At 64.1% G+C, this 23,653-nt stretch carries 21 protein-coding genes; 12 read left to right on the top strand and 9 right to left on the bottom strand.

The annotated features are described in order from the left end of the window. The first annotated feature begins 249 nt into the window (after positions 1–249). Positions 250–645 (top strand): hypothetical protein, encoded by a 396-nt coding sequence (locus FFS21_RS19845; RefSeq protein ID WP_137926494.1) that lies wholly within the window; start codon positions 250–252, stop codon positions 643–645. Positions 646–798: 153 nt separating this feature from the next. Here the strand turns inward: FFS21_RS19845 and FFS21_RS19840 are convergent, their stop codons facing one another. Further along, positions 799–2,967 carry an alpha/beta hydrolase domain-containing protein gene (locus tag FFS21_RS19840; RefSeq protein ID WP_137926493.1) on the bottom strand — a complete coding sequence of 723 codons (2,169 nt, stop codon included), beginning with the start codon at positions 2,965–2,967 and terminating at the stop codon, positions 799–801. Between the two features lie 357 nt (positions 2,968–3,324). Between FFS21_RS19840 and FFS21_RS19835 the strand changes: the two genes are divergently transcribed. Then, complete coding sequence (locus FFS21_RS19835) at positions 3,325–4,815, top strand: alpha/beta hydrolase family protein (RefSeq protein ID WP_137926492.1); 1,491 nt, start codon at positions 3,325–3,327, stop codon at positions 4,813–4,815. A gap of 70 nt (positions 4,816–4,885) precedes the next feature. On the opposite strand, the gene FFS21_RS19830 is transcribed toward FFS21_RS19835, so the two are convergent. Continuing rightward, on the bottom strand, positions 4,886–6,481 hold the full coding sequence (locus FFS21_RS19830; protein WP_502705186.1) for a serine hydrolase: 1,596 nt from the start codon (positions 6,479–6,481) through the stop codon (positions 4,886–4,888). Positions 6,482–6,693: 212 nt separating this feature from the next. Here FFS21_RS19830 and FFS21_RS19825 point away from each other — a divergent pair, with 212 nt between their 5' ends. Beyond that, positions 6,694–8,715, top strand: a complete 2,022-nt coding sequence (locus tag FFS21_RS19825) for an alkaline phosphatase D family protein (protein ID WP_137926490.1) — start codon at positions 6,694–6,696, stop codon at positions 8,713–8,715. Positions 8,716–8,816: 101 nt separating this feature from the next. Here the strand turns inward: FFS21_RS19825 and FFS21_RS19820 are convergent, their stop codons facing one another. The 7 genes from FFS21_RS19820 to flgA all read right to left on the bottom strand — a co-directional run bounded on the left by FFS21_RS19820 (position 8,817) and on the right by flgA (position 15,619). Further along, positions 8,817–11,060 carry an NADP-dependent isocitrate dehydrogenase gene (locus FFS21_RS19820; protein ID WP_137926489.1) on the bottom strand — a complete coding sequence of 748 codons (2,244 nt, stop codon included), beginning with the start codon at positions 11,058–11,060 and terminating at the stop codon, positions 8,817–8,819. 355 nt (positions 11,061–11,415) lie between these two features. Next, positions 11,416–12,312, bottom strand: a complete 897-nt coding sequence (locus FFS21_RS19815) for a YihY/virulence factor BrkB family protein (RefSeq protein WP_137926500.1) — start codon at positions 12,310–12,312, stop codon at positions 11,416–11,418. 13 nt (positions 12,313–12,325) lie between these two features. After that, positions 12,326–13,369 carry an FUSC family protein gene (locus tag FFS21_RS19810; RefSeq protein ID WP_137926488.1) on the bottom strand — a complete coding sequence of 348 codons (1,044 nt, stop codon included), beginning with the start codon at positions 13,367–13,369 and terminating at the stop codon, positions 12,326–12,328. Between the two features lie 132 nt (positions 13,370–13,501). Next, complete coding sequence (locus FFS21_RS32055) at positions 13,502–13,672, bottom strand: hypothetical protein (protein ID WP_171020449.1); 171 nt, start codon at positions 13,670–13,672, stop codon at positions 13,502–13,504. Positions 13,673–13,849: 177 nt separating this feature from the next. Further along, positions 13,850–14,314, bottom strand: coding sequence for a flagellar protein FlgN (locus FFS21_RS19805; protein WP_137926487.1), 465 nt, complete (start codon positions 14,312–14,314; stop codon positions 13,850–13,852). 4 nt (positions 14,315–14,318) lie between these two features. Next, a complete protein-coding gene (gene flgM, locus FFS21_RS19800; RefSeq protein WP_137926486.1) occupies positions 14,319–14,633 on the bottom strand; it encodes a flagellar biosynthesis anti-sigma factor FlgM in 315 nt (104 codons plus the stop codon). Positions 14,634–14,863: 230 nt separating this feature from the next. Further along, a complete protein-coding gene (gene flgA, locus FFS21_RS19795; protein WP_137926485.1) occupies positions 14,864–15,619 on the bottom strand; it encodes a flagellar basal body P-ring formation chaperone FlgA in 756 nt (251 codons plus the stop codon). Positions 15,620–16,038: 419 nt separating this feature from the next. Between flgA and flgB the strand changes: the two genes are divergently transcribed. From flgB to flgJ, 9 genes are all read left to right on the top strand, one after another. Then, positions 16,039–16,455: a flagellar basal body rod protein FlgB gene (gene flgB / locus FFS21_RS19785; protein WP_137926498.1), complete on the top strand. Its 417-nt coding sequence runs from the start codon at positions 16,039–16,041 to the stop codon at positions 16,453–16,455. Positions 16,456–16,468: 13 nt separating this feature from the next. Then, positions 16,469–16,876 carry a flagellar basal body rod protein FlgC gene (flgC, locus tag FFS21_RS19780; protein ID WP_137926484.1) on the top strand — a complete coding sequence of 136 codons (408 nt, stop codon included), beginning with the start codon at positions 16,469–16,471 and terminating at the stop codon, positions 16,874–16,876. Positions 16,877–16,943: 67 nt separating this feature from the next. Next, positions 16,944–17,615 (top strand): flagellar hook assembly protein FlgD, encoded by a 672-nt coding sequence (locus tag FFS21_RS19775; protein WP_137926483.1) that lies wholly within the window; start codon positions 16,944–16,946, stop codon positions 17,613–17,615. A 100-nt stretch (positions 17,616–17,715) separates the two neighbouring features. Next, positions 17,716–18,960, top strand: a complete 1,245-nt coding sequence (gene flgE / locus FFS21_RS19770; protein ID WP_137926482.1) for a flagellar hook protein FlgE — start codon at positions 17,716–17,718, stop codon at positions 18,958–18,960. Positions 18,961–18,984: 24 nt separating this feature from the next. Continuing rightward, positions 18,985–19,728 (top strand): flagellar basal-body rod protein FlgF, encoded by a 744-nt coding sequence (gene flgF, locus FFS21_RS19765; RefSeq protein WP_137926481.1) that lies wholly within the window; start codon positions 18,985–18,987, stop codon positions 19,726–19,728. 17 nt (positions 19,729–19,745) lie between these two features. After that, on the top strand, positions 19,746–20,531 hold the full coding sequence (flgG, locus tag FFS21_RS19760) for a flagellar basal-body rod protein FlgG (protein WP_137926480.1): 786 nt from the start codon (positions 19,746–19,748) through the stop codon (positions 20,529–20,531). A gap of 10 nt (positions 20,532–20,541) precedes the next feature. Beyond that, positions 20,542–21,246, top strand: a complete 705-nt coding sequence (gene flgH, locus FFS21_RS19755; RefSeq protein WP_137926479.1) for a flagellar basal body L-ring protein FlgH — start codon at positions 20,542–20,544, stop codon at positions 21,244–21,246. A 7-nt stretch (positions 21,247–21,253) separates the two neighbouring features. Beyond that, on the top strand, positions 21,254–22,438 hold the full coding sequence (locus tag FFS21_RS19750) for a flagellar basal body P-ring protein FlgI (protein ID WP_137926478.1): 1,185 nt from the start codon (positions 21,254–21,256) through the stop codon (positions 22,436–22,438). Positions 22,439–22,449: 11 nt separating this feature from the next. Further along, complete coding sequence (flgJ, locus tag FFS21_RS19745; protein WP_137926477.1) at positions 22,450–23,457, top strand: flagellar assembly peptidoglycan hydrolase FlgJ; 1,008 nt, start codon at positions 22,450–22,452, stop codon at positions 23,455–23,457. The last annotated feature ends 196 nt before the right edge of the window (positions 23,458–23,653 follow it).

Raw genomic sequence — 23,653 nt, 5'->3', positions numbered from 1 at the left:
CTATAACCATCGCAGGCTTCACTCGGCGACGCAAGACATGCCGCCGGCCGAGTACGAGGCTTTAAAGAGTAGGTCTGCCTGAAAAAGTGTCCAAGATTACTTGACCACTACAGAGAAAACCTCCCCACCCCGACAACCCTCCGTCAGAGGGTGGTGTTTCTCCCCCACACACACCACTACGCCGACCATCAACGTTCAAGGCGGCCATGCTAGCGTGCTGCCTGCATTTTCCTGACAGGTAAATACAGAATGGTCCTCCTTCTCCTGATTGCCGGATTTATCTTCCTCGCCATGTTGCTGCCGGCCAAGGTCACCATTGCCATGGTGGTTGCCAGCGTGATGATCGGGTTCGTGGTCAAGATCGTGGCGCGCATGGCGACGGGCAACGATCCCACCGTGATCGAATCGCTCAAGGCGGTACTCGTGGCGATTCTCTTCAATGCGATTGCGGCCGCGATGTTTGCCAAGCTGACTGGCGGCTCGGTCTCGACGCTTTCCACGGTTGCCGGGTCGGTCGTCACGTTCGTGGCGTTTTCGCTGGGCTTCGTGGTCATGCTGAAGGCGACGCTCAAGCAAAGCGCAGTGATATCGCTCGTTTCCACGCCGATTGCCGTAGTGGTGCTGTTTGGCATGGTGAAGGTCTGACCCGGGGCCGAGAGGCTGGTTTGCTCCCCTCTCCCGCGAAGTGGGAGAGGGGCGGGGGAGAGGGCAGGGGATTCAAATTGAGACAGGTCGCGGATTGATGCGCCCGCCCTCTCCCCCAACCCCTCTCCCGCACGCGGGAGAGGGGAGACACTATCACGGCAACACCGGATTCGCCACGGCGCGTGCCACGATGGCATCGGCATCCCGTTGCAGAAGGAAGCGCTGTGCGACGAGGTCGTTTGTCGCGGCCGTGACAGCGGCGACATAGCCGGCCTGGTTCGTATAGAGCGATTCGAGGGATGGCCGGCCATCCCCTGCCGCGATGCGGTCGGCTTCTGTCTTGTGGAAGGGGATGAACGCGCCGGTCAGGTTTGACAGGTCGGTGATGCCCGGCGTGGCAACGTAGTTGAACTCGATGCTGGTGCCGACCGGTGCGCGCGCTTCCGCCGAGCGGATGCCTGCGCGTGGGATGCCCGTGGTGGCGTCCACCTGCGGCACCAGGATCGCGTAGTCGCGGTTCAGGTTCGCGGGTGGCAGGACCGTCGCGATGCCCGACTCATCCTCCCGGCGGTATTGCGGGCCAAAATCGAGGAGCGAGTAGCCGTTGTAGCGCGCCAGGTACTGGAAGGCCGGGATCGGTGTGGAGACGCCACCGACAGGCCAGGAGAGTCCCTTCATGACCGGGAACGTCAGACTGGCGGGCCGCACGAGCGTGCCATCGGCGAGCGTCGGCACCTGACTCGGCGGCGGCGCGGTGTTCTTGACCACCCAGTCCTCCAGATCGAGGAACAGCGCGCGGAACGTGTCGTTGAAATGGATCACGGTGCCGGCCGGATAGATGTTGCGCGTGGGCGCATAGCTGATACTGGCCGTGCCGCCAGCACCGCCGTGCTGCGTGCCCGTGTAGTAGTAGATGCGCGCGTTGTCAGGCTGCTTGAGGTCGGCGAAGCCATTCGCATCGGTCAGCACCGGTGACCCTTGCAGTTGCCAGAACTCCGTGCCCGACAAGCCGAGGAAGAACTTCGGGCAGGTACTGGTGGCCGCGCAGCGCGCCATCACGCCGCCGGACTTGCCTGCGATGTCGTCGACGTAGTCTTTATCGAGTCCGCGCGGCGCTGTCTGGCCGAATGCCGTGTGGTCGGTGCGAAGGCCGCCACCCCCACCCGGCACCGCGAACCGCGTGTTGATGTTGGTCTGGCGTGCGGCCACGTGGGCATACATGCCGTCGAAGACCTTCGATCCATCGAGTGCCTGGTTGAAGCCGAGGTGCAGGAATGTCTTCATCGCGTTGCCCGACTGCGACGTGCCCTGGCCGATGGTGTAGCGGATGCGCCCAGCCAACGGATTCTGCGTGCCTGCGCTATCGGCAGCCGCGCTGCGGAAGAACGTCACGGTATCGCGCAACGCGGCCAGGCCCACGCCCATGACCTTGGGGTCCTTTGCCACATAGACGAGTTCGTAGAGGTACTGCGGATCGAAGCCGCCGCGCAGGCAGATGCTGGCCGGATCGGCCGTGCCGGGGAACGGTACGCTGCCGTCGCACTTCGCGAACTTCCAGTCGGCGGCGGGAATCGCCACACGTGCATCGGTCTCGTTCTGGCGGCGCGTCAGCGAGTAACCGGGCTGTGTGTTGTCGAGACTGGCCGGCGCATACGGGATCATCGTGCCGTTGAACACGCCACCGGGCAGGGACATGGCTGGCGTGGCCGTGGAAGGTACCAGTTCCGTGCGGTAGGTGCCTGTGATCGAGGTGCCATCGGCATTCTTCGCCACCGGTACGGTAACGGTCAGGCGCGCCGCGCTGGACTTTGGCACATCGCCCTGCCAGGCCGAGTAGAGCATCACGTAGCCGCGTTCGAAATACACGGCATCGCTGGGTGACGTGGCCGGGTTCGGCATGGTCAGGATGTTGCCGCGATTCGGCGCGTCGTAGCGCAACACGCCGCTGGCCTTGCTCATGTCCTTGGGCTTCAGCATCGTGAAGTCGGCGGTGTACTCGACCATGCCGTTGGCGTTCACGGGGGCCAGCGCAAGGTCCTGGATGATGGCGTTCTTGGGGTCCTTGGGATCGACCTCGCCACGGAGGGTGCCGCTTACCTGTTCGTACTGGCCAACGTCGCCATAGGTGCCGGCGAAATCCTGCCGCCCAGTGATCGTCAGTGTCTGTGCCGGCGTGCGCGCCGTTGGGGTGCCACCCGAGCCGCCGCCATTATTTCCACCGCCGCTGCTGCCGTTATCGTCGCTGCCGCCGCAGCCTGCTACCGCGAGTGCCGCCGTCAGCGCGAGCGCCGCCGCGTGCCGGCCATGTGCACGTCCTTCCATCTGATGTCTCCTCGGTCTTATCTCTTTGTGTTGAAACCTGCCGCGCATGGGGCGGAAGGCGGCTCAACTATAGGTGTCGAGGATTGCGCTGATAAATTGATTGTTTGGATCGATTTATCGATACAGCAGAAGGATGTCCCTTGTGACTTCGCCATTGGGATGCCGTGATAACCCCATGATGCAGCGCAGCGCAGGGCATTCAGTCGCCCGTTTGGATACTTGGCGGTAGGTATCCCAGCGGGTACATTGACCGGGCGTTGCCACGCGGGGGAAGGGTATTGCCTTTGCGAATGCTGCGGATCGAGGACGCGTGCCGGCGCACTCCACACTCACGATAAAGAAGACAGAGGAGACAACATGCATCGCGCATTCCAGAGCACTGCCCTGGCGTTGGCTGCCGGCCTGCTGCTTTACGGTTGCGGTGGCGACGACGACAACGGATCGACGACCACGCCGCCTCCCCCGCCACCGCCCACGGTTCAGCCGGAAGATGTCCGTCCGCAGGACAGCCGTGTTTTCACGGTCGATCCCGCAGCGCTGGCCGCGAAGATCGCGCCCCTGGCAGGTGCGCCGGCGTCCGATCGTTGGAGCGGTGTACTCGGCAAGGCCGGCTACGTGGTGGAAGTGCCCACTGCGTGGAACGGCAAGCTCGTGATGTATGCGCATGGCTATGCGGGCATGGGGTCCGCGCTGTCGGTCAGCATTCCGGGCATTCGCAGGCATCTGCTGGAAGCGGGCTATGCATGGGCGGCTTCCACCTATTCCACGAACTACTACGACGTGCGCGCCGGTATCGAGGACACCAATGCGCTGGCGCTGGCGTTTGCCGATATCGCCAAGCAGAATGGCCGCACACTCGCGGCGCCCACACGCACGTACATCGTCGGCCATTCGATGGGCGGGCACATCGCCGCCGCCGCAGTGGATGCCGAGAACATCCAGAATGCGGTGCACAAGGTCTCGTACCACGGGGCGGTGCCGATGTGCGGCGTGCTCGGCGATACGGAGCTGTTCAACTACTTCGGGGGCTACCAGACCGCCGCGCAACAACTGGGCGGGATGCCCGCCACATCGTGGCCGGTGTCGAACTGGGCGCAGATCGTGACGCCGCTGGTAGCTGCGTTGTTCACCACGTATCCCTCGGCCACCACTGCTGCGGGCGACAAGCTCAAGGCCGTGGTCAAGAACCTCACGGGTGGCGAACGTCCGCTGTTCGAATTGGGATTCGGCAAGAGCCCGGCGTCCAAGGCGTACCAGGACGCGGTATGGAGCACGTTCGGCTCGGATGGCACGGTCGACGGCATGCTGACGCAGAACGTGGTGGACACTACCGCGCTGCGCTACCAGTTCGACGACGATCCTGCGCTGTCCGTCGAAGAGCAGGCATTCAATGCAGCAATCTTCCGTGTGAAGCCGGTGGCGGACGCCAATCGCGTGCGTCGCGATGGCCTGCGCTGGATTCCGCAGACCGCTGCGAAGATCAGCGTGCCGGTGGTGACACTGCATACGCTCGGCGATATGTACGTGCCCTTCAGCATGGAGCAGATCTACAAGCGCCGCGCCGATGCCAACGGTACGTCGTCATGGCTGGTGCAGCGCGCCATTCGCGGCATCGCGCACTGCGACTTCACTGTTGCCGAGCAGAACAAGGCGTTCGACGACATGGTGGCGTGGGAGCAGGGCGGCCCACGGCCGGCGGGCGATGACGTGCTGACGGCATCGGTGGTGGCGAATGCCAACTATGGTTGCACGTTCACCGACAACACCGTGGGTGCGGACGACGATGCCACGACGAAGGGTTTGCGACAGGTGATAGCGCTCACGCCTGGGGCGAGCTGCACGCCGTGATGCATGGGAAGTGAGCGGGCAGACCGGCACGCACGGCAATCGTCGCATGCCCGGTCTGAGCGTGCCGCGCCTAGCGGACGAACACTCCCAGTCCCTCGTGGTCGTAATACTCCAGCCACACGCGATCGCTCGAAAATTCCGCGCGCGAGATCGTGCCCGGCAATGCGTTCTCGTTTTGCAGCGTGAACGTGAAGACGTCGCCGTCCCAGTGCGAAAGCGGCAGCGTGAGGGGCCGTGCGCCGAGCGTCATGACCAGTGCGCCGCCTTGCTCTGTCACTTGTAGCGGACCGTAGTAATCGTTGCGGTAGGTGCCCGTGTAGGTGGAAAGCGCGCGGGCGGGCAGCGGGCTGGCTGGCGGCGGCTGGCCGACGAGCCGGCCTTCGGGAGCCAGCAGCGGCGCAAAGGCATCGGTGAAGATCGCGCCCCAGTCTCGACGGATGGCACCGTACTGCACCAGGTCGAAGAATTGCGCGTTCAGCGTCTCGGGGACGCCAATCGGATACCCGTTTGTCAGCGTGACGATGGCCAGGTTCAGCGACGGCACGGCGGTGAAGCTCGTGGCCGCGCCCACTGCGAACGCGCCGGAATGGTTCACCGATGCCAGGCCCAGTTCGGTCGTGCCGACGTTGAAGCCGTAGCCGTAGTAGCTGGCCGGGCGTCCGCTGACGGGCGGATTGCTCTGGATCTGCGCGTCGAGCGCGGGTGCCAGCGCGGCGGCATCGACGACCTGCTGGCCGGCGTACTGCCCTTTTGCCAGCAGCATGACGAGCCATTTCGCCATGTCGTTGACCGAGGAACTGACGCCCCCTGCCGGCGATTGCGCATCGGGCATCGTGCCCATGCCCTGCACCCAGTTGCCGTTGACCCTGACGTGGCCGAGCGCGCGGTTGTCGCGGGCGGCAAAGTCGGCATGACGCGAACTGGTGCGGGTCATGCCGAGCGGCTGGTAGATTGCCTGCTCCGACAACGTGGCCCAGTCGATGCCCGCGACGGTGGCCACCGCTTCGGCGGCGGCGGTCATGCCGAAGTTCGTGTACTCGTAGACAGCACCGAGCGGATGCACGGGCAGATAGCGCAGCCGCGTGAGGACCTCGCGCCGGTCGTAGCCCATGTCTTCGAGACGGTCCCCTGCATGGTCGGGGAGTCCGGAGCGATGCGCGTAGAGATCGCCGACCGTCACGGCCTGCGTGGCCTCCGGGTCGGACAGCGCGAACCACGGCAATGGCTGCACGACCGGCGTGTCCCACCGGATGCTGCCGCGCCCCACCTGCCGCGCCACCACCGTGGCGCCCACCGACTTGGAGACCGAGGCAAGCTGGAACACCGTGTCCGCATCGACCGGTGCAGGATTTGTCACGAGTCGCCGGCCAAAGCCGCGTGCATAGACAGTCTGTCCGCCGCGCACCACGGCAACGGCCATGCCCGGCACGCCGGAGCTGGTCATCAGGGTGGTTGCGAGCGCATCGACCTGGGCGATGGCCTGCGTGATCTGTGCGTCGGGAATGGTGCCGGGCGAAGGCTGCGGCGCGGGATCGTCGTCTCCGCCGCAGGCGGGCAGGGCGGGAGCCAGCAGGCTGCCGAGGGCAGCGCCCAGGAAGCGGCGGCGGTCTTGCGGTGGGCTCAAGGCGTTCCCCTGTTTGGGAAGGCGCCGCTGGCGCCGAAGCATGCTATGTACTGTAGGCGATGCCTGCCGCGTTGTGAATGTCGCGTTGCGCGTGCTGCGTTCGATGCTGCGATGAAACTGTCGGACGAACACCGACGGCACAAGCAGTAGTGCCCGCCTAGTATCGAGTTGCGACCTGCCCCGCAAGCAAGCCCGGTGCCTTGCGTGGCAACCCGTCCCTGGCTGCCTATCCCCACATACAAGGAAGAACAGCCATGGACCGACGCCAATTTCTCAGGTTGGGAGGATTTCTTACCGTTTCTGTTGCCGCAACTGGCCTGGCCGCTTGCGGTGGTGGCGGGAATGATCCACCGCCCGACCCCGCCGGCGATTCCGGCAATCCTGAAAACTTCAACTTCGTGCATGGTGTGGCCTCCGGAGACCCGCGGCCCGACAGCGTGATTGTCTGGACACGCGTGGAGGGAACCAACGGCAAGCGGCCCGTTGTCGTGCGCCTGCAGGTAGCCACGCAGGACGACTTCGCGCCACCGACCCTGCTGGTCAACCAGCCGCTCATGGCGCGTCCAGAATGGGACTACACACTGCGCAACAAGGTGACCGGTCTGAGCGCCGGTACGCGTTACTACTACCGATTCCTGCTTGGCAACCGGGCAAGCGCGACGGGCCGTACGCGTACGGCCGCCACGGCGGGCACGGCATTGTCGCAACTGCGCTTCGCATTCGTGAGTTGCCAGGACTGGAACGCCAACCACTGGGCCGGCATGGAGGAACTGGCGCAGCAGGATCTCGATTTCATCGTCCATGTGGGCGACTACATCTACGAAGCCGTGCCAGGCGGCTCGCGCACGGGACTCGTCGAAGATCGGCATGCGCCGCTTACCTTGCCCAGCGGTACGGCGCTGCCCGACGGCAGTGTCTACGCCACCACGCTCGACGACTACCGCTACCTGTATCGCAGCTACCGGGCGGATGCCCGCTTGCAGGCGTTGCATGCTTCGGCGCCGATGATCGCCATCTGGGACGATCACGAGTTTTCAGATAACTGCTGGCAGGACCGCCAGACCTACGATTCGGACGATGACCTCACGCCACGCACGGCGCGCCGACGCGCAGCCAACCAGGCATGGTTCGAGTTCATGCCTGCCGATGTGAGTTTCGACGCGGACAACCCTTCGTTTCAGAACATCCAGATATACCGCGCGTTCACGTTCGGCAATCTCGCCACGCTGGTGATGACCGACGAGCGGCTGTACCGGGCGGACCACATCATCCCCGAGCAATCCACCGGACGCGCCGTGGGGAGTGTGTTCCTGGTGGAGGCCGATACGCTCGCGGCAGCGGAAGCCGCCAAGATCGCAAATGCTGGCGGGGTACTGACGCCTGTGTCGATGCTGGGCGATGTGCAGCGTGCGTGGTGGCAGGACCGCATGGGCGGTGGCAACACGACGTGGAAGCTCTGGGGCAACCAGCTCTCGATGCTGCGAATGGAGGTGGATATCACCGAGGCGCTGTCGAAGCTGATCGCCCGTGCGCTGGTGCTCGTCAATGGCACGCTGGCCCCGGTGGAGAGTGCAATGGCAACTGCGCTGGCCAGCGACCTGGCCGTTGCCAAGGCGGCAGGCACTTACGTGGGGCTGGGTTACGCGGCCTTGCGCAACGTGCTGGTATCCGTGGGCATCGACGCGGCGGGTTTCGACGCCACCATCAAGCCGTTCATCGAGGCGCGGCTGCCGTCGGTCACGCTGCTCGGCAAGTTCATTCTCAACGCCGACCAGTGGGATGGCTTCAATGCCGAGCGCAAGAACCTGATGGCGTTCCTGAAAAGCAACAGCATCCGCAACGTGGTGGCGCTCAGCGGTGACATCCACGCGTTCTTCGCGGGGCAGGTGATGGACGACTTCGACGCGCCCAGCCCGGCACCAGTGATGGTGGACCTGGTGACGGCGGGCCTGTCGAGCAACACGCTGCTCAGTTCATTTCGCGCGGTGGTGGACAATGACCAGGTATTCGCCGCGTTGCGCGACCTGATCTACAGCAACGTGGGCGGCACGCTGATCAACACCTTCGACAGCACCCTGCGGACGTTCAATCCATGGCTGCGCCACGTGGATACCAATGCGGAAGGGTACGCGCTGGTGACGCTGACGCCGGACAAGCTCAACTGCACGTTCCATACGATGCAGCGGGTATCGGGCGGCACCGCGCCGTCAGTGGCCACGGGCGAGACGCAAGCGCTGCAGGTCATATCGAATACGGCCGATGTGAGCGTGCTGTAGCCGGACAGAAAAGAAAAACCCCCGGGCTGCGATGCTCCGGGGGTTTTTCTTCATGGCCGCCAATCTGCGCGGCCATGTCAGTCCAACGGTCGGGAAACGACTCAGCCCTTGATCGATTCCAGCGCCGTGTTCAGCGTCTTGCTCGGGCGCATGATGGCGGCCAGCTTGGCTTCGTCCGGCTTGTAGTAGCCGCCGATGTCCACGGCCTTGCCTTGCACGTCCGAGAGTTCGCCGATGATGGTCTTCTCGTTTTCCGTCAGCGTCTTGGCCAGCGGTGCAAACGTCTTGGCCAGTTCGGCGTCGGCGGTTTGCGCGGCCAGTTCCTGGGCCCAGTACATGGCCAGGTAGAACTGGCTGCCGCGGTTGTCGAGCTGGCCGGTCTTCGGCGACGGGCTCTTGGCGTTGTCGAGCAGCTTGCCGGTTGCGGCGTCCAGCGTCTTGGCCAGGGTCTTGGCGCGGGCGTTACCCGACTTGATGCCGAGTTCTTCCAGCGACACGGCCAGGGCCAGGAACTCGCCGAGCGAATCCCAGCGCAGGTGGTTCTCTTCCACCAGTTGCTGCACGTGCTTCGGAGCCGAACCGCCGGCGCCCGTTTCGTACATGCCGCCACCGGCCATCAGCGGCACGATCGACAGCATCTTGGCGCTGGTGCCCAGTTCCATGATCGGGAACAGGTCGGTCAGGTAGTCGCGCAGGATGTTGCCGGTCACCGAGATGGTGTCCAGGCCGCGGATCACGCGTTCCAGCGTGAAGCGCATGGCGCGCACCTGCGACATGATCTGGATATCGAGGCCGTTGGTGTCGTAATCCTTCAGGTAGGTTTCCACCTTCTTGATCAGTTCGGCTTCGTGCGGACGGTACGGGTCGAGCCAGAACACGGCCGGCATGCCCGAGTTGCGGGCGCGCGTCACGGCCAGCTTCACCCAGTCACGGATCGGTGCGTCCTTGACCTGGCACATGCGCCAGATGTCGCCCTGCTCCACTTGCTGCGTCAGCGCCGACAGGACTTCACCCGTGGCGTTGTCGACGATGCGGGCTTCGCCGTCTTCGCTGATCTCGAACGTCTTGTCGTGCGAACCGTATTCCTCGGCCTTCTGTGCCATCAGGCCCACGTTGGGCACCGTGCCCATCGTGACCGGATCGAATGCGCCGTTGGTCTTGCAGAAGTTGATGATCTCCTGATAGATGCGGGCGAAGGTCGATTCCGGAATCAGGCACTTCGTGTCCTTGGTGCGGCCATCGGCGCCCCACATCTTGCCGCCGATACGGATCATGGCCGGCATCGATGCATCCACGATCACGTCGTTCGGTGCGTGCAGGTTCGAGATGCCCTTGGCCGAATCCACCATGGCCAGTTCCGGACGATGCTCGTGGCAGGCGTGCATGTCGCGGATGACTTCTTCCTTCTTCGATTCGGGCAGTTGCTCGATCTTGGTGTAGAGGTCAACCAGGCCGTTGTTGACGTTCACGCCCAGTTCGTCGAACAGCTTCTGGTGCTTGGCGAACGCGTCCTTGTAGAAGACCTTGACGGCGTGGCCGAACACGATGGGGTGCGACACCTTCATCATGGTGGCCTTGACGTGCAGGCTCAGCATGACGCCGGTCTTGCGCGCGTCTTCCATCTGTTCTTCGTAGAAGGCCAGCAGGGCCTTCTTGCTCATGAACATGCTGTCGATGATCTCGCCGTCCTGCAGCGCGACCTTCGGCTTCAGCACGATGGTCTTGCCGCTCTTGGTGACCAGTTCCATGCGCACTTCGCGGGCGCCGTTCAGCGTGGTGGACTTCTCGCCATGGTAGAAGTCGCCGTGCTTCATGTGCGCCACGTGGGTACGAGAGGCCATGCTCCAGTCACCCATGCTGTGCGGATGCTTGCGTGCGTAGTTCTTGACGGCGGCAGGCGCGCGGCGGTCCGAGTTGCCTTCGCGCAGTACCGGGTTCACGGCGCTGCCCAGGCACTTCGAGTAACGCTTCTGGATGGCCTTTTCTTCGTCGGTCTTCGGATCTTCGGGATAGTCGGGGATACGGTAGCCCTTCGACTGCAGTTCCTTGATCGCGCTGATCAGCTGGAACACCGAGGCGCTGATGTTCGGCAGCTTGATGATGTTGGTGTCCGGGTTCTGCGTGAGCTTGCCCAGTTCGGCCAGGTTGTCCGGCACGCGCTGCTCTTCGGTCAGGAACTCGGGGAATTCGCCCAGGATACGGCCAGCCACGGAGATGTCGCTGGTTTCCACGTTCACGCCCGCAGGCTTGGTGAACGTGCGGATGATGGGCAGGAAGGCACTGGTGGCCAGCAGCGGAGCTTCGTCGGTTAGGGTGTAGATGATGGTGGGCTGCTGGTTGCTCATCGCGTATCTCGCATCAAATTCGGGTTGGGGAATGCCCCGGCTCCGGGTTGCGGATCGAGGCAAGGATGGAATTTTGCCTGATTTTGCATGGCGGGGGTGTGATCCTTCATGTGAAATTTGTTCGGTGCATGCAGACGCATTCCGCTCGGTTTTTAACTTCTATCCGACTTCGTGCTGTCATCTTCGCGTAACCTCCGTCAATTTGACGCAGTTATCCGCTGGACGAAATGCGCAATTCTTATGTCTTATAGAAGAGTCCAAGTAGCCTACTCGGGTATCTCCACGAAAATGTGGCGGATGCGCTACTCATCAAGGATGCACGGGGCTACGACGTACCAATATAGTCCGCGCGTGGTCAGGTATGGAATGCGCCATCGCGGGCGCCGCGTGGCGGACCTTCGCCGCGTTCGAAGTCGGCGATGATCTGGGCGCCGAAGAGCAGCAGGGTGGCCGCGATCTCCAGGCTCAGCAGCACGACGATGGCCGTGGTCAGCGAGCCGTAGACGCGCCCGACCTGGGACAGGGTCGAGAAATACCAGACCAGTACGTGGCGCGAGATTTCCCAGAACACGGCGGCGAACAGGGCACCCATCAGCGCGTGCCGCACGGACAGGCGGCCGACCGGCATCACCAGATAGATGGAAGTCAGCAGCAGCACTTCGCCCACGAATCCCAGCAGGTAGAGCAGGCCGCCCGAGAGGTGATCCAGTGACCAGTCGTAGCCCAGAACCTCCAGGTGCCGCTCCCCCAGGGTTTGCAGGCCGCCGGCCATGACCGTCACGATCAGCAGGCCCACGCTGAGTACCAGGATGTAGCAATAGGGCAGGATGGCGGAGACCAGGAAATGCCGGCGCCGGATGGCCACGCGATGAACGAAGATCACCGACATGGCGTTCTCCAGCACCGTGAACGCTAACGAACTGAAGAAGACCATCGTGATGGCGAGTACCCAGCCGATGACGGATCGATTGGTCAGGAACCGCGAGAGTTCACCCACCAGTGCGCGCGATTGACCGGGCAGCAGCCATTCCAGGTAACGCGCCAGCGTGGCCAGCAGCCGGTCGGGTTCGATCACATGCGACAGGCCAATCATCATCAGGATCAGCAACGGCACGATCGACAGCAGCGCGTAGTAGGCCACTGCGCCCGCCAACAGCAGGCCCTGGTTGGCGCGGAAGTTCTTCAGTGCCTGGAGCAGGAAGCGCGCGGGATGCTGGAGAACCTGCCGCGTGCGGGTGTCTAGCCACTGCATGGCCATGCGGCCATCAACCCGTTACCCGCATCGTGTACGGGAAGCGGGTCTGGACGGCCATCTGCGAGAGGTGGTCGCGCAGGTGAGCGAGTTCGGATGAGAGTTGCAGCGTCAGGAAGGCGTGCGAGCTGTGGCCGATCGATGGATCGTCGGGATGTGGTGCGGGCAGCGACGTGTTCTCACGCACCATGGTCTCGTCGCCAGCCTCCAGCGCCGAGGCCATCTCCAGCAGCAGATCGCGGATGGTCTGCTCCTTGCCATCGGCGTTGGTATCGGCCACGTCGGGTTCCACAGCCGCCAGCATTTCCAATGCGCTGATGCACACGCGCGCGCTGTGTTGCACCTCTTCGAGATCGGCGGACGTGACGTTGGTTTCCTTGGCTACCGATGGAATCAGGCTGCGCAACTGCACGAGCGCAGCGGACAGCTTCATCATGTCCTGCTGCCGCTCCTTCTCGTCGCGCATGCCGCGCTCGATCTTGGCATGCACCGCCGCGCAGGCGCGCAGCAGGCCGGCGAGCTTGAAGCGCCACGAGTACGAGGCATAGGCGGGCAGTGCAAACGAGAACACCAGCGCGATCAGCGTGCCGATCAATACATCCACGGTGCGCCATACCGCGTCATAGACATCCTGGTTGCCGTGCCCGGCGGTAATGATCACGGTGATGGCGGTCAGCAGCGCCACGTATCCACCCTTGCCCACCGCGTGATAGGCGCAGTACCCACTGATCAGGGCGAGCAGTCCCCAGGTCAGCATCGGAATGCCGAAGTACGTACCCTGGACGATGATGAAGAGACCGAGCAGGGCGCCCAGCACGGTGCCGGCCCCGCGTTCTGCGGCGCGCTTGCGGATGTTGCCGTGGTGCTGGAGCCCGCCGATGACGACGAGCACCGTGATGGTGGCCCATTCGCCATGCGGAATATTGATGCCGGTAGTCAGCGCGATCGAGGCCAGCAGGGCAAGTGCCACGCGGACGGCGTGGAAGATGCGAGCCTGGCGGAATCGACGGTCGGGGTCAAACAGCGCGCTGGTTGTTTTTCGCAGTGCCTCGAACATGGCGACGATCACCGTGCGGAGATCTGAACGCTTCGAGTGTATAGAGCGAGCCCCATGTTCCGCAATGTTTACATTCTGCGAAACATGGGGCTGCGGCGAGCCCGGCGGTGGAGAGAGTTCCACGCCGCGGCACTAGGAGGGATCTTTGGTGCGCGTGCGCGATACCGCCGACATGATGCCGATACCCAGCACGATCACGCAGGCAATACCGATATAGACGGGCGCCAGGCCCGCAGTGGACATGGCCCACGCAATGCCGCCCACCAGCAGCAGGAGCCCGATTACATAAAGTGCAAATGACATGGCGGTCCTCCGGACATTGTTGTGCTTACCGGATGCCATCGCCGCCTCGGGATGACCCGAACGGCGAGTGGCCTACCGTCAATGTAGGGAGGAAGCGCGCCGGCCAACATAGGACGTTGGCCGAGCATGACGTAGGCAGGCGCTGACGCGTGCCGGGTCGGGGAAGGCGTGGGGCGATCAGCCTGCGGCCAGGCTCACGCCGGCGGCGCCGGTGTTCGCCTTGCCATCGCGGCCATACATCTCGTTGGGCGGCGTGCCGCCCTGGCGCAGGACCTGGATGGCTTCCTGCGTGAATTCGAGATGGGCATGGACGATGGCGCCATTCAGTTCGTTGGCATCCTTGGCCTTGTGGGCGAAGAACACCACCTTGCGCCAGAGTTCGGCAACCTGCGGGTCCACCTCGCGGCCTACCAGCAGGCCGCCGGGACCAACGCGCAGGCCCTGCGCGATCATCTGGGCCTCGCGCGCGGCGGTGGCAAGGTTCAGCCCCTGGGCCAGTTCCATCTTCTGGTTGAGCAACGTGCTCAACGCCTGGAAATCCTGTCGCTTGATGGCTTCGCGCTCATCTGCAAGGGCACGGCCGAAGGCCGCAATGGCGTTGGCTTCAAGCGATAGGGACTGGATCAGGGCTGCCTGGTTCATGGTGTCAGGATTGGCTGGGCGCCTGGCTCAGCTCGTGCAAAGAGGCGAGCAAGCCATCGGCGATCTTGCTGGGATCGATCTTGATCCGGCCTTCCGCAATCGCCTGACGGACTTCCGCAACCTTGGCGGCGTCGATGTCGCTGTCGCTGTCCTGCAGCAGGCGCGTACCAATCTCGCGAACCTGCGCAGCCAGGGGGCTGACGCTGACGCCGCTCAGGGCGGTAGGATCCGACGTGGCACCGGTGGCCGCCGCACGGGCGTTGCCTTCGGTAGCCGCGGTGTCGGCGGGCCGGGACGGAGTGGAGTTATTGATCTTCACGGTGAAATCCTTGCTGGGTTCCTCTGACTTATCGGACTGGCCGCCGGAAACTTTAGGTTCGATCCTGTGTTTTCCGACGCTTTTCCGCCGATCCCGGAACGGGCTCGCCGCATTGTCGCACGGTCTGCCTGCGCCGGTTGCTGCCACATCATTTTCCTGCCTGGTCGAGGGTCCCAGCCCGTGTGACGACTAACTTCCCGGTACAACTTTGTGACGCTAACCCGATTGTGTTACTGCAGCACGACAGTGTCGCCACTGCGCACCACGCCGCTGACCACCTGGCCGTTGCGCAGACGGATCTGCACATGGGCGCCGGTGGGAGCGTCGTTCAGCACCTTGCCTTCGCTCGATAGCTGGAACGACTCGCCTTCCACAGTGACGTTGACCGTCTGTCCGAGCCTCACGGCAATCGGCCGTTTGAGCAGATCCGTGCGCAGCGGCGAGCCGGCGGCGATGCGGTTGGCCGATACCGACCCTTCCACTTGTGCCGGATCGGTCACCACGGCGCGCGGCAGGGCGGCCAGGTCACCCTGGCGAAGTTCAAGGTCGGCGGCGGAGATCGTCTCGCCGGGACCCATCGAACGCGCGGCCACGTAGTAATCGGTCATCACCGAGACGCGGGCCTGCATATAGCGCGTCCACGGCCGGTCGCCGCCGCATCGCACGCCCACGTTGACGCGTCCATATGGGGCCGCGCCGGCGGGCAGGAACGGTTCGGGGTTGAAGCAGTCCGGCGCGCGGCCACCCGAGGGCGGCACCACCTGCACGCTGATCTTGCCCGGCAGTCCCATGGACTGGCGCTGCAGGAACTGTTCGACGGCCACGCGCGCGGGGTCATCGGCAAACGGATTCTGGGCGGCCTGGGTTTGCGGTGCCGCACCGGGCGGCGCAACGGGCGTGACCTGGGCGGGAGCGGCCATGGCGGACGGCGCCAGCGCAATGCCGGCGAATGCCATCAGCGCGGCGGCCTGGCGAGAGAAAGTCATAGGGGTCATCCCAGCAAGGATGAGACGGCAGGGGCTGCGAATCCAATACGGAGGCGTAAACCCGCGGTCGATGCCGTCGCACAACAGTTGAACATCGGTAAACGTTTGCACAGGCGGTTGGCGCACCGTGACGGCGCCGCGCCTGGCACTGACGGCGAAGCCTTGTGCGGCGCGCCGCGCGGGGCGGGCGAGCCAGGTTTTGGCATCGGTCAGTGGGAGTCATTGTAGGCAGGCTCGCGCGAGAGACCGAACCGGAAATGCGCGGGTTTCTCCTGCCTATTCGCACGATTGGCGTGACAACCCGGCCCCTAAGATGGCAACCCTGAAGAAGCCCGGTCTGGCGTGTGCGGAAGGTATACCCAGGTCTACGGCAGTTCTCTCCCCGAAATGAAGCCACAGCCAAAGCAGGAAAGGCAGACATCATGGACAGACTCGATGCGGCGTTCCGCTTCCAGCAGGAAGCACTGAGCCTGCGGACCCAGCGGCAATCGGTGATTGCCTCGAACATCGCCCACGCGGATACGCCGGGCTACAAGTCGCGCGATTTCGATTTCGCCAGCACGCTGGCGCAGTCCGTGGAGCGCGGCAACCAGCAGCGCGACGGCGTGTCGCTGTCCACTACGTCCGTGCGGCACATGCCGGCGCAGGCGCCTGCGATGAGCAACAACGAGCGCGACCTGCAGTACCGCATTCCGCTGCAATCGAGTATCGATGGCAACACCGTGGAAATGGACACCGAGCGCGTGGCGTTTGCCGACAACACGGTGCACTACGAAGCGGGCCTGACCGTCATGAGCTCGAAGATCAAGACGATGCTGTCCGCGATCCAGAACTAAGGGGGGCGCTGCAATGGGTTCCATGAACATTTTCGACGTGGCCGGTTCGGCCATGGCCGCGCAGTCGCAGCGCATGAACGTGACGGCGTCGAACCTGGCCAATGCCGACAGCGCCGTGGCGCCGAACGGCCAGCCGTACAAGGCCAAGCAGGTGATTTTCGAGATGGCCCCGACACCGGGCCAGACCGATGTGGGTGGCGTGCAGGTGGCGGGCGTGATGGAGGATTCCGCGCCGGCCCGCATGATCCACAACCCCACGCATCCGCTGGCCGATGCCAATGGCTACGTGACGATGCCCAACGTGAACCCGGTGGAAGAGATGGTCAACATGATCTCGGCATCGCGTTCGTACCAGGCCAACGTGGAGGTGCTGAACACCGCCAAGACCATGATGCTCAAGACGCTGACCATTGGTCAGTGACGCCAGCCGAAACGCGTTTTCCGTATCTCCGATTTCCAGAATTCAAGAACACTAGCCGGAACACAACATGGCATCGACTTCTTCCGTAGGTAACAGCACCGCCAACTCGGGGGTGAACCAGGCCCTGCAAAGCGGTAGCGCAAGCGCAGCCGACCTGCAGAGCAATTTCCTGAAAATGCTGGTCACGCAGATGACCAACCAGGACCCGCTGAATCCGATGGACAACTCGCAGCTGACCTCGCAACTGGCGCAGATCAGCACGGTGAGCGGTCTGCAGACGATGAACGAGACCATGACGCAGTTGCTGACGCAAACCGCGGCTGGCCGTGCGATGGACTCCGCCGCACTGATCGGCAAGACCGTGATGGTGCCGGGCAACGCCCTGACCGTGACCGATGGCGTGTCGGGCAAGTTCGGCGTGGACATCCCGACGACGGCAGACGCCGTGACCGTGCAGGTGCTCGACGAGAAGGGCAACGTGGTGCGCACCATCGACATGAAGGGCCAGAAGGCCGGCGTGCATGACGTGGAGTGGGACGGCAAGAACGATGCGGGCAACCTCGTTGCAGACGGCGACTATGCGTTCAAGGTCACGGCAACGGCCGGCGGCAAGGACGTAAGCCCGATTCCGCTGATCTACGGCAAGGTGCAGGCCATCAGCGGCGACAGCACCGGCGTGCTGGTGGATCTGGGCGATGGCAAGACGGCCAACGTCGACGACGTGCGCCGCATTTCCTGATCGGCACGGCAACACGGTTTTTATCAAGACATTCACGTATCAACCCGGTCCGGCATACGCGCGGGCAATTCACGAACGACAGCCTACATAGGGGAAAATCATGGGTTTTGGTCAAGGGGTAAGCGGCATCAATGCCGCAGCGTCCAACCTGGACGTGATCGGCAATAACATCGCCAACGCGAACACGGTTGGCTTCAAGCAATCGACGGCACAGTTCGCCGACGTGTACGCAGGCTCGAAGATCGGCCTGGGCACGCGCGTGAACGCCGTGGTGCAATCGTTCAGCAACGGCACGGTCTCGGCATCGGGCCGCAGCATGGACGTGGCCATCAGCAACGGCAGCGGCTTCTTCCGCCTGGTCAACCAGGACGGCCAGGTCTTCTACTCGCGTAACGGCCAGCTCTCGCGTCTGGACGACGGCACGCTGGTGAACGGCACGGGCCTGCAGGTCACGGGTTACCCGGCCGGCACCACCGCTGGTGGTGTGGCGCCGCAGCCGCTGACGATCAGCAACGCGCAGATGCCGCCGAAGGCCACCACGAACATTGCCGCGCAATTCCAGCTGGATTCGCGCAGCGCCGCGCCGACCAACGTGTTCGCCAGCACGCCTGCCGTCCGTGCGGATTCGTCGATGTTCAGCTACAGCACGCCGATGACGGCCTATGACTCGCTGGGCAACAAGCAGCAGCTCACCGCCTACTTCGGCAAGTCGGTCGTGGCCGGCCCGCCCGTTGCCCCGGCACCGACCAACGCCTTTGGCGGTACGGACTGGTCGATGAACGTCACCGACGCCAACGGCAACGTGCTGCAGACGGTCACGCTGTCCTACGACGCCAACGGTACGCTGCGCGCGCCGACGGCTGCCACCATGCCCAGCGTCACGCTGCCGGCCGCCAACGGCGCTGCCGCCATGACGGCACGCCTGGACCTGACGGGCAGCACGCAGTTCGGTGCGGACAACGACCCGAAGAGCATCGTGCAGAACGGCTACACCTCGGGCGCGCTGGTCAGCTACGCCGTGCAGGAAGACGGCACGATCCTGGGCTCGTATTCCAACGAACAGACGCTGTCGCTGGGCCAGATCGCCCTGGCATCGTTCGGCAACGTCGAAGGCCTGAAGCCCGAAGGCGACAACGTGTGGAGCGCCACAGGTTCGTCGGGCCAGGAACTGCTGGGTGCCGCAGGCGGCTCGCTGGGCAAGCTGCGTTCCTACGCCGTGGAAGAGTCGAACGTGGACCTGTCCGGCCAACTGGTGAACCTGATCGTTGCGCAGCGTAACTATCAGGCCAACGCCCAGACCATCAAGGCGCAGGACACCGTCCTGCAGACCCTGGTGAACATCTAAGCCGGCCCCCGCTGACGGATCGCCATGGACCGCCTGATCTACACCGCCCTGTCGGGCGCCAAGCAGATACTCGACCAGCAGGCCGCAGTATCGAACAACCTGGCCAACGCCTCCACGCCGGCATTCAAGGCGCAGGTGAACCTGTACCGCGCAGTACCGGTGCAGGGCCAGGAAACGCAGACGCGCGCCTTCACGCTGGCCTCGACACCGGGCGCCGACATGAAGGCCGGGCCGCTGACCTATACCGGTCGCGACCTCGACGTTGCCCTCGGTGGCAACGGCTGGCTGGCGGTGCAGATGCCGGACGGCTCGGAAGCCTACACCCGCGCGGGAGCGCTGCAGGTGTCGGCCGACGGCCAGTTGCAGAACTCGGCTGGCCGGCCGGTGATGGGCGATGGTGGCCCCATCGCCGTGCCGCCGGGCGCCACGGTGTCCATCGGTACCGATGGCAGCGTGGTGGCACGTGGTCCGGGCGAAGCGGCCAACGGCCTGGCGCAGGTTGGCAAGCTGCGCGTCGTCTCGGCGCCGCCCGAAGGGCTGGCGCGCGGTGACGATGGTTACTTCCGCCTGCGTCCCGGCGTGGATCCACTGCAGCAGGACGCCACCGTGCGCGTGATTTCCGGCGCGCTCGAAGGCAGCAACGTGAACCCGGTGGAGTCCATGGTGGAAATGATCGCCAATGCGCGTCGCTTCGAGATGCAGATGAAGATGATCACGGGCGCCGACACCAACGACCAGCGTGCCAATGCGCTGCTGTCGAACAATTAACGAATTCTAGGAACACCATGATCCGCTCTCTCTGGATTGCCAAGACCGGCCTCGACGCGCAGCAGACGCAGATGGACGTGATCTCGAACAACCTGGCCAACGTGTCGACCTCGGGCTTCAAGAAAAGCCGCGCGGTGTTCGAGGAACTGATGTACCAGACCGTACGCCAGCCTGGCGCGCTGTCGTCGGACCAGACCGTGCTGCCGTCGGGCATGCAGATCGGTACCGGCGTGCGCCCCGTGGCAACGGAACGCATTCATACGCAAGGCAACCCCCAGCAAACGGGCAATGCGCGCGACGTGGCCATCATCGGCCAGGGCTTCTTCCAGGTGACGATGCCGGACGGTACCACCACCTACACGCGTGACGGTTCGTTCCAGGTAGACCCGAACGGCCAGCTCGTCACGTCGAGCGGCTTCGTGCTGAACCCGGCCATCACGCTGCCGGCCAACTACACGGGCCTGAACATCGCACGCGACGGTACGGTGACCGTGACGCAGCCGGGCCAGACCAACGCCGTGACGGTGGGCCAGATCCAGGTTGCCACGTTCGCGAACCCGACCGGTCTGGAAAGCCTGGGCGAGAACCTGTACGCGCAGACCGACGCCTCGGGCGCACCGAACACCACGGTGCCGGGCCTGAACGGTGCGGGCACGCTGCAGAACAACTATGTCGAATCGTCGAACGTGAACGTGGTGGAAGAACTGGTCAGCATGATCCAGACCCAGCGCGCTTACGAGATCAACAGCAAGGCTGTGCAGACGTCTGACCAGATGCTGCAACGCCTGACCCAGATGGGTTGAAGAAACGGGAATGACCATGGCCGCCAAGCAGTATCGCATCGGTGCAATCGTCGTCTACGCCATCGTCGCCCTGGCTACGCTGGCGAGCGGCGGCTGCGCGCTGGTGCCCAAGGAGCCGCTCGTGCAGTTGCCCACCACGGCACGCGCAGAACCGCGTCCGCTGGGCCCCTCTTCGGGTTCGATCTTTGCATCCTCGTACGCCAGCAATCCGCTGTTCGAGGACCGGCGGCCACGTAACGTTGGCGACATCCTGACCATCGTGATCACGGAGAACGTCAACGCCAGCAAGAACTCGGGCACCAACGCCAGCCGCACGGGCAGCACGAACCTCGCGTTCAATGCGGTGCCGCGCGCCCTGGCGGGGCTGTTCAGCACGAGCCAGAACGCAGACGTGAGCGGTGCCAACGCGTTGAAGGCCAGCGGCGGTGCGTCCGCGGCCAACACGTTCAACGGCACCATCACGGTGACGGTGCTGGAGGTGCTGCCGAACGGCAACTTCGTGGTGTCCGGCGAGAAGCAGATGGCCATCAACCAGGGTGCGGAGTTCATCCGCTTCTCCGGTGTGGTCAATCCGCGCACGATCACCGGCGACAACGGCGTGCTGTCCACGCAGGTGGCGGATGCACGCATCGAGTACACCGCGAAGGGGTACATCGATGAAGCACAAAACATGGGCTGGCTGCAGCGCTTCTTCCTCAATGTCCTACCGTTCTGATCCCGCCATGTTTCTGCCTCCGATGCCTCTCAACATGCCAGGCTCGCTTTTCGGCAACCCGCCCGGTCTTCGTTCCCGCTATGGCCGTGCGGTATCTTTTGCCTGCCTTGTGCTGGCCCTGCTGTTCGGGTTCGGCACGGGCGCCGCACATGCGGAACGCCTGAAGAACCTGGCAACGTTCCAGGGCGTGCGCGACAACCCGCTCATCGGGTATGGACTGGTCGTGGGGCTGGACAACACCGGCGACCAGACCATGCAGACGCCGTTCACCACGCAGAGCTTGCAGAACATGCTGTCGCAGCTGGGTATCACGCTGCCGGCTGGCAAGAACATGCAGCTCAAGAACGTGGCCGCGGTGATGGTCACCGCCACACTCGCGCCGTATGCGCAGCCGGGCAGCCAGATGGACGTGGTGGTCTCGTCGATGGGTAACGCCAAGAGCCTGCGCGGCGGCACGCTGCTGATGACGCCGCTCAAGGGCGCCGATGGCCAGGTCTATGCCGTGGCACAGGGCAATATGCTGGTGGGTGGCGCCGGTGCGTCGGCCAATGGCAGCAAGGTGCAGATCAACCAGCTCGCGGTGGGCCGCATTGCGAACGGCGCCATCGTCGAACGCGCCGTGGCGCCGTTCGAGCCGCAGGGCGGCTACGTCAATCTCGAACTCAAGGACACAGACTTCGGCACTGCCGAGCGCGTGGTCGAAGCCATCAACCGTAACCTTGGCCCGGGCACTGCCGCCGCCATGGACGGACGCGTGGTGCAGGTGCGCACGCCGCAGACGCCGGCCGCGCGCGTGGGCTTCATGGCACGCGTGGAAAACCTCGATGTCACGCCGGCCAAGGCCGCCGCGAAGGTCATCCTCAATGCACGCACCGGATCGATCGTGATGAACCAGACGGTCACCGTGGAAGACTGCGCAATTGCGCACGGCAACCTGTCGGTGGTCATCAATACGCAGCCGGTGATCAGCCAGCCTGCACCGTTCAGCCAGGGCCAGACCGTGGTGGCGCCGGTCTCCCAGATCGACCTCAAGCGCGATGGCGGATCGTTGCAGATCGTCAAGGCAGGTGCGTCGCTGGCCGCCGTGGTCAAGGGTTTGAATGCGCTGGGCGCCACGCCGCAGGACCTGCAGACGATCCTGGAAGCGATGCGTTCGGCCGGCGCACTGCGCGCCGAACTGGAGATCATCTGATGGCGGCAGGGATGACGACGAGCAGCGCGGGCGATCTGACCCAGCGCTTCGCCCTCGACACGCAAGGGTTTGAAGCGCTGAAGAACCAGTCGCGCGCCGGGAACACCACCGCTACGCTGCAGGCTGCGGCCAAGCAGTTCGAGGCTGTGTTCACGCACATGGTGCTCAAGAGCATGCGCGATGCCACGCCGTCGGATGGCCTGTTCGACAACGAGCAGACCAAGCTCTACATGTCGATGATGGACCAGCAGATGTCGCAGCAGATTTCGTCGCGCGGCATCGGCCTGGCAGACGCCATGCTGCGGCAGCTTGCACGTGCCACCGGCACCGAGTTGCCGCCGGGAATGGCCGCCGCAGGTGGCATTACAGGTGCCAGCGTACGCGATGCCGAGATGGCGCAGATGCTCAACAGCCGAGGCGCGACCGATGCCGATGGCCCGCCGGTTGGCACGACGCTGCCCGGTGGCGCATGGAATCCCACGGCCGGTGTGCGCCAGTATCAGAATCAGTCCGAGTGGCAGGGCAACGGGCAGTCGCAGCTCGGCCAGTTGCCCGACGATTCGCCCGAACACATCAGCAATTTCGTGAACCGCATGGCGGAGCCCGCGATGGCCGCCGCGCGCGCCTCGGGCGTGCCGGCCAAGCTCATCGTCGGCCAGGCCGCGCTGGAATCCGGCTGGGGCCGCCGCGAAATTCGCAATCCCGATGGCTCGACCTCGTTCAACGTGTTCGGCATCAAGGCCGGCGCCAACTGGAAGGGCCCGACCACCGAGATTCTCACTACGGAATACGTGGATGGCCAGCCGGTCAAGACCCGCGCGAAGTTCCGCTCCTATGGTTCCTATGAAGAAGCGTGCAACGACTATGCGCGCCTGCTGACGAATAACCCGCGCTATGCCAACGTGGTATCGGCATCGAACGCCGATGAAGCCGCGCATGGTCTGCAGCGCGCGGGGTATGCAACCGATCCGGCGTACGGCGAGAAGCTGGTGCGGATCATGAAGAAGGTTTCGACGTAAGAAGTCGAGACATTTGATTCCCGATTGTTTGCTCCCCTCTCCCGCACAGCGGGAGAGGGGAGCAAGACCACAGAATTTCCAAGGACAACGCTACCACCCGGTCGCGCTGTACCCGCTTGCACGCTCGGATGTGTCAAGAGTAAGCGCTAACAACAACCACGAAATTCACACAATTGCGGCGCTAAAGTCGCGCCAC

The organism is Cupriavidus sp. 2SB (assembly GCF_005503625.1).
Lineage (GTDB): Bacteria > Pseudomonadota > Gammaproteobacteria > Burkholderiales > Burkholderiaceae > Cupriavidus.
Note: the sequence above shows the minus strand (reverse complement) of the source record. Positions and strands in the feature narration are given on the sequence as shown.

Excerpts from the sequence above, each read along its gene's own strand:
- FFS21_RS19845 (WP_137926494.1), top strand. The coding sequence starts at position 250 with ATGGTCCTCCTTCTCCTGATTGCCGGATTTATCTTCCTCGCCATGTTG.
- FFS21_RS19840 (WP_137926493.1), bottom strand. The coding sequence starts at position 2,967 with ATGGAAGGACGTGCACATGGCCGGCACGCGGCGGCGCTCGCGCTGACG.
- FFS21_RS19835 (WP_137926492.1), top strand. The coding sequence starts at position 3,325 with ATGCATCGCGCATTCCAGAGCACTGCCCTGGCGTTGGCTGCCGGCCTG.
- FFS21_RS19830 (WP_502705186.1), bottom strand. The coding sequence starts at position 6,481 with ATGCTTCGGCGCCAGCGGCGCCTTCCCAAACAGGGGAACGCCTTGAGC.
- FFS21_RS19825 (WP_137926490.1), top strand. The coding sequence starts at position 6,694 with ATGGACCGACGCCAATTTCTCAGGTTGGGAGGATTTCTTACCGTTTCT.
- FFS21_RS19820 (WP_137926489.1), bottom strand. The coding sequence starts at position 11,060 with ATGAGCAACCAGCAGCCCACCATCATCTACACCCTAACCGACGAAGCT.
- FFS21_RS19815 (WP_137926500.1), bottom strand. The coding sequence starts at position 12,312 with ATGCAGTGGCTAGACACCCGCACGCGGCAGGTTCTCCAGCATCCCGCG.
- FFS21_RS19810 (WP_137926488.1), bottom strand. The coding sequence starts at position 13,369 with ATGTTCGAGGCACTGCGAAAAACAACCAGCGCGCTGTTTGACCCCGAC.
- FFS21_RS32055 (WP_171020449.1), bottom strand. The coding sequence starts at position 13,672 with ATGTCATTTGCACTTTATGTAATCGGGCTCCTGCTGCTGGTGGGCGGC.
- FFS21_RS19805 (WP_137926487.1), bottom strand. The coding sequence starts at position 14,314 with ATGAACCAGGCAGCCCTGATCCAGTCCCTATCGCTTGAAGCCAACGCC.
- flgA (WP_137926485.1), bottom strand. The coding sequence starts at position 15,619 with ATGACTTTCTCTCGCCAGGCCGCCGCGCTGATGGCATTCGCCGGCATT.
- flgC (WP_137926484.1), top strand. The coding sequence starts at position 16,469 with ATGGGTTCCATGAACATTTTCGACGTGGCCGGTTCGGCCATGGCCGCG.
- FFS21_RS19775 (WP_137926483.1), top strand. The coding sequence starts at position 16,944 with ATGGCATCGACTTCTTCCGTAGGTAACAGCACCGCCAACTCGGGGGTG.
- flgE (WP_137926482.1), top strand. The coding sequence starts at position 17,716 with ATGGGTTTTGGTCAAGGGGTAAGCGGCATCAATGCCGCAGCGTCCAAC.
- flgF (WP_137926481.1), top strand. The coding sequence starts at position 18,985 with ATGGACCGCCTGATCTACACCGCCCTGTCGGGCGCCAAGCAGATACTC.
- flgG (WP_137926480.1), top strand. The coding sequence starts at position 19,746 with ATGATCCGCTCTCTCTGGATTGCCAAGACCGGCCTCGACGCGCAGCAG.
- flgH (WP_137926479.1), top strand. The coding sequence starts at position 20,542 with ATGACCATGGCCGCCAAGCAGTATCGCATCGGTGCAATCGTCGTCTAC.
- FFS21_RS19750 (WP_137926478.1), top strand. The coding sequence starts at position 21,254 with ATGTTTCTGCCTCCGATGCCTCTCAACATGCCAGGCTCGCTTTTCGGC.
- flgJ (WP_137926477.1), top strand. The coding sequence starts at position 22,450 with ATGACGACGAGCAGCGCGGGCGATCTGACCCAGCGCTTCGCCCTCGAC.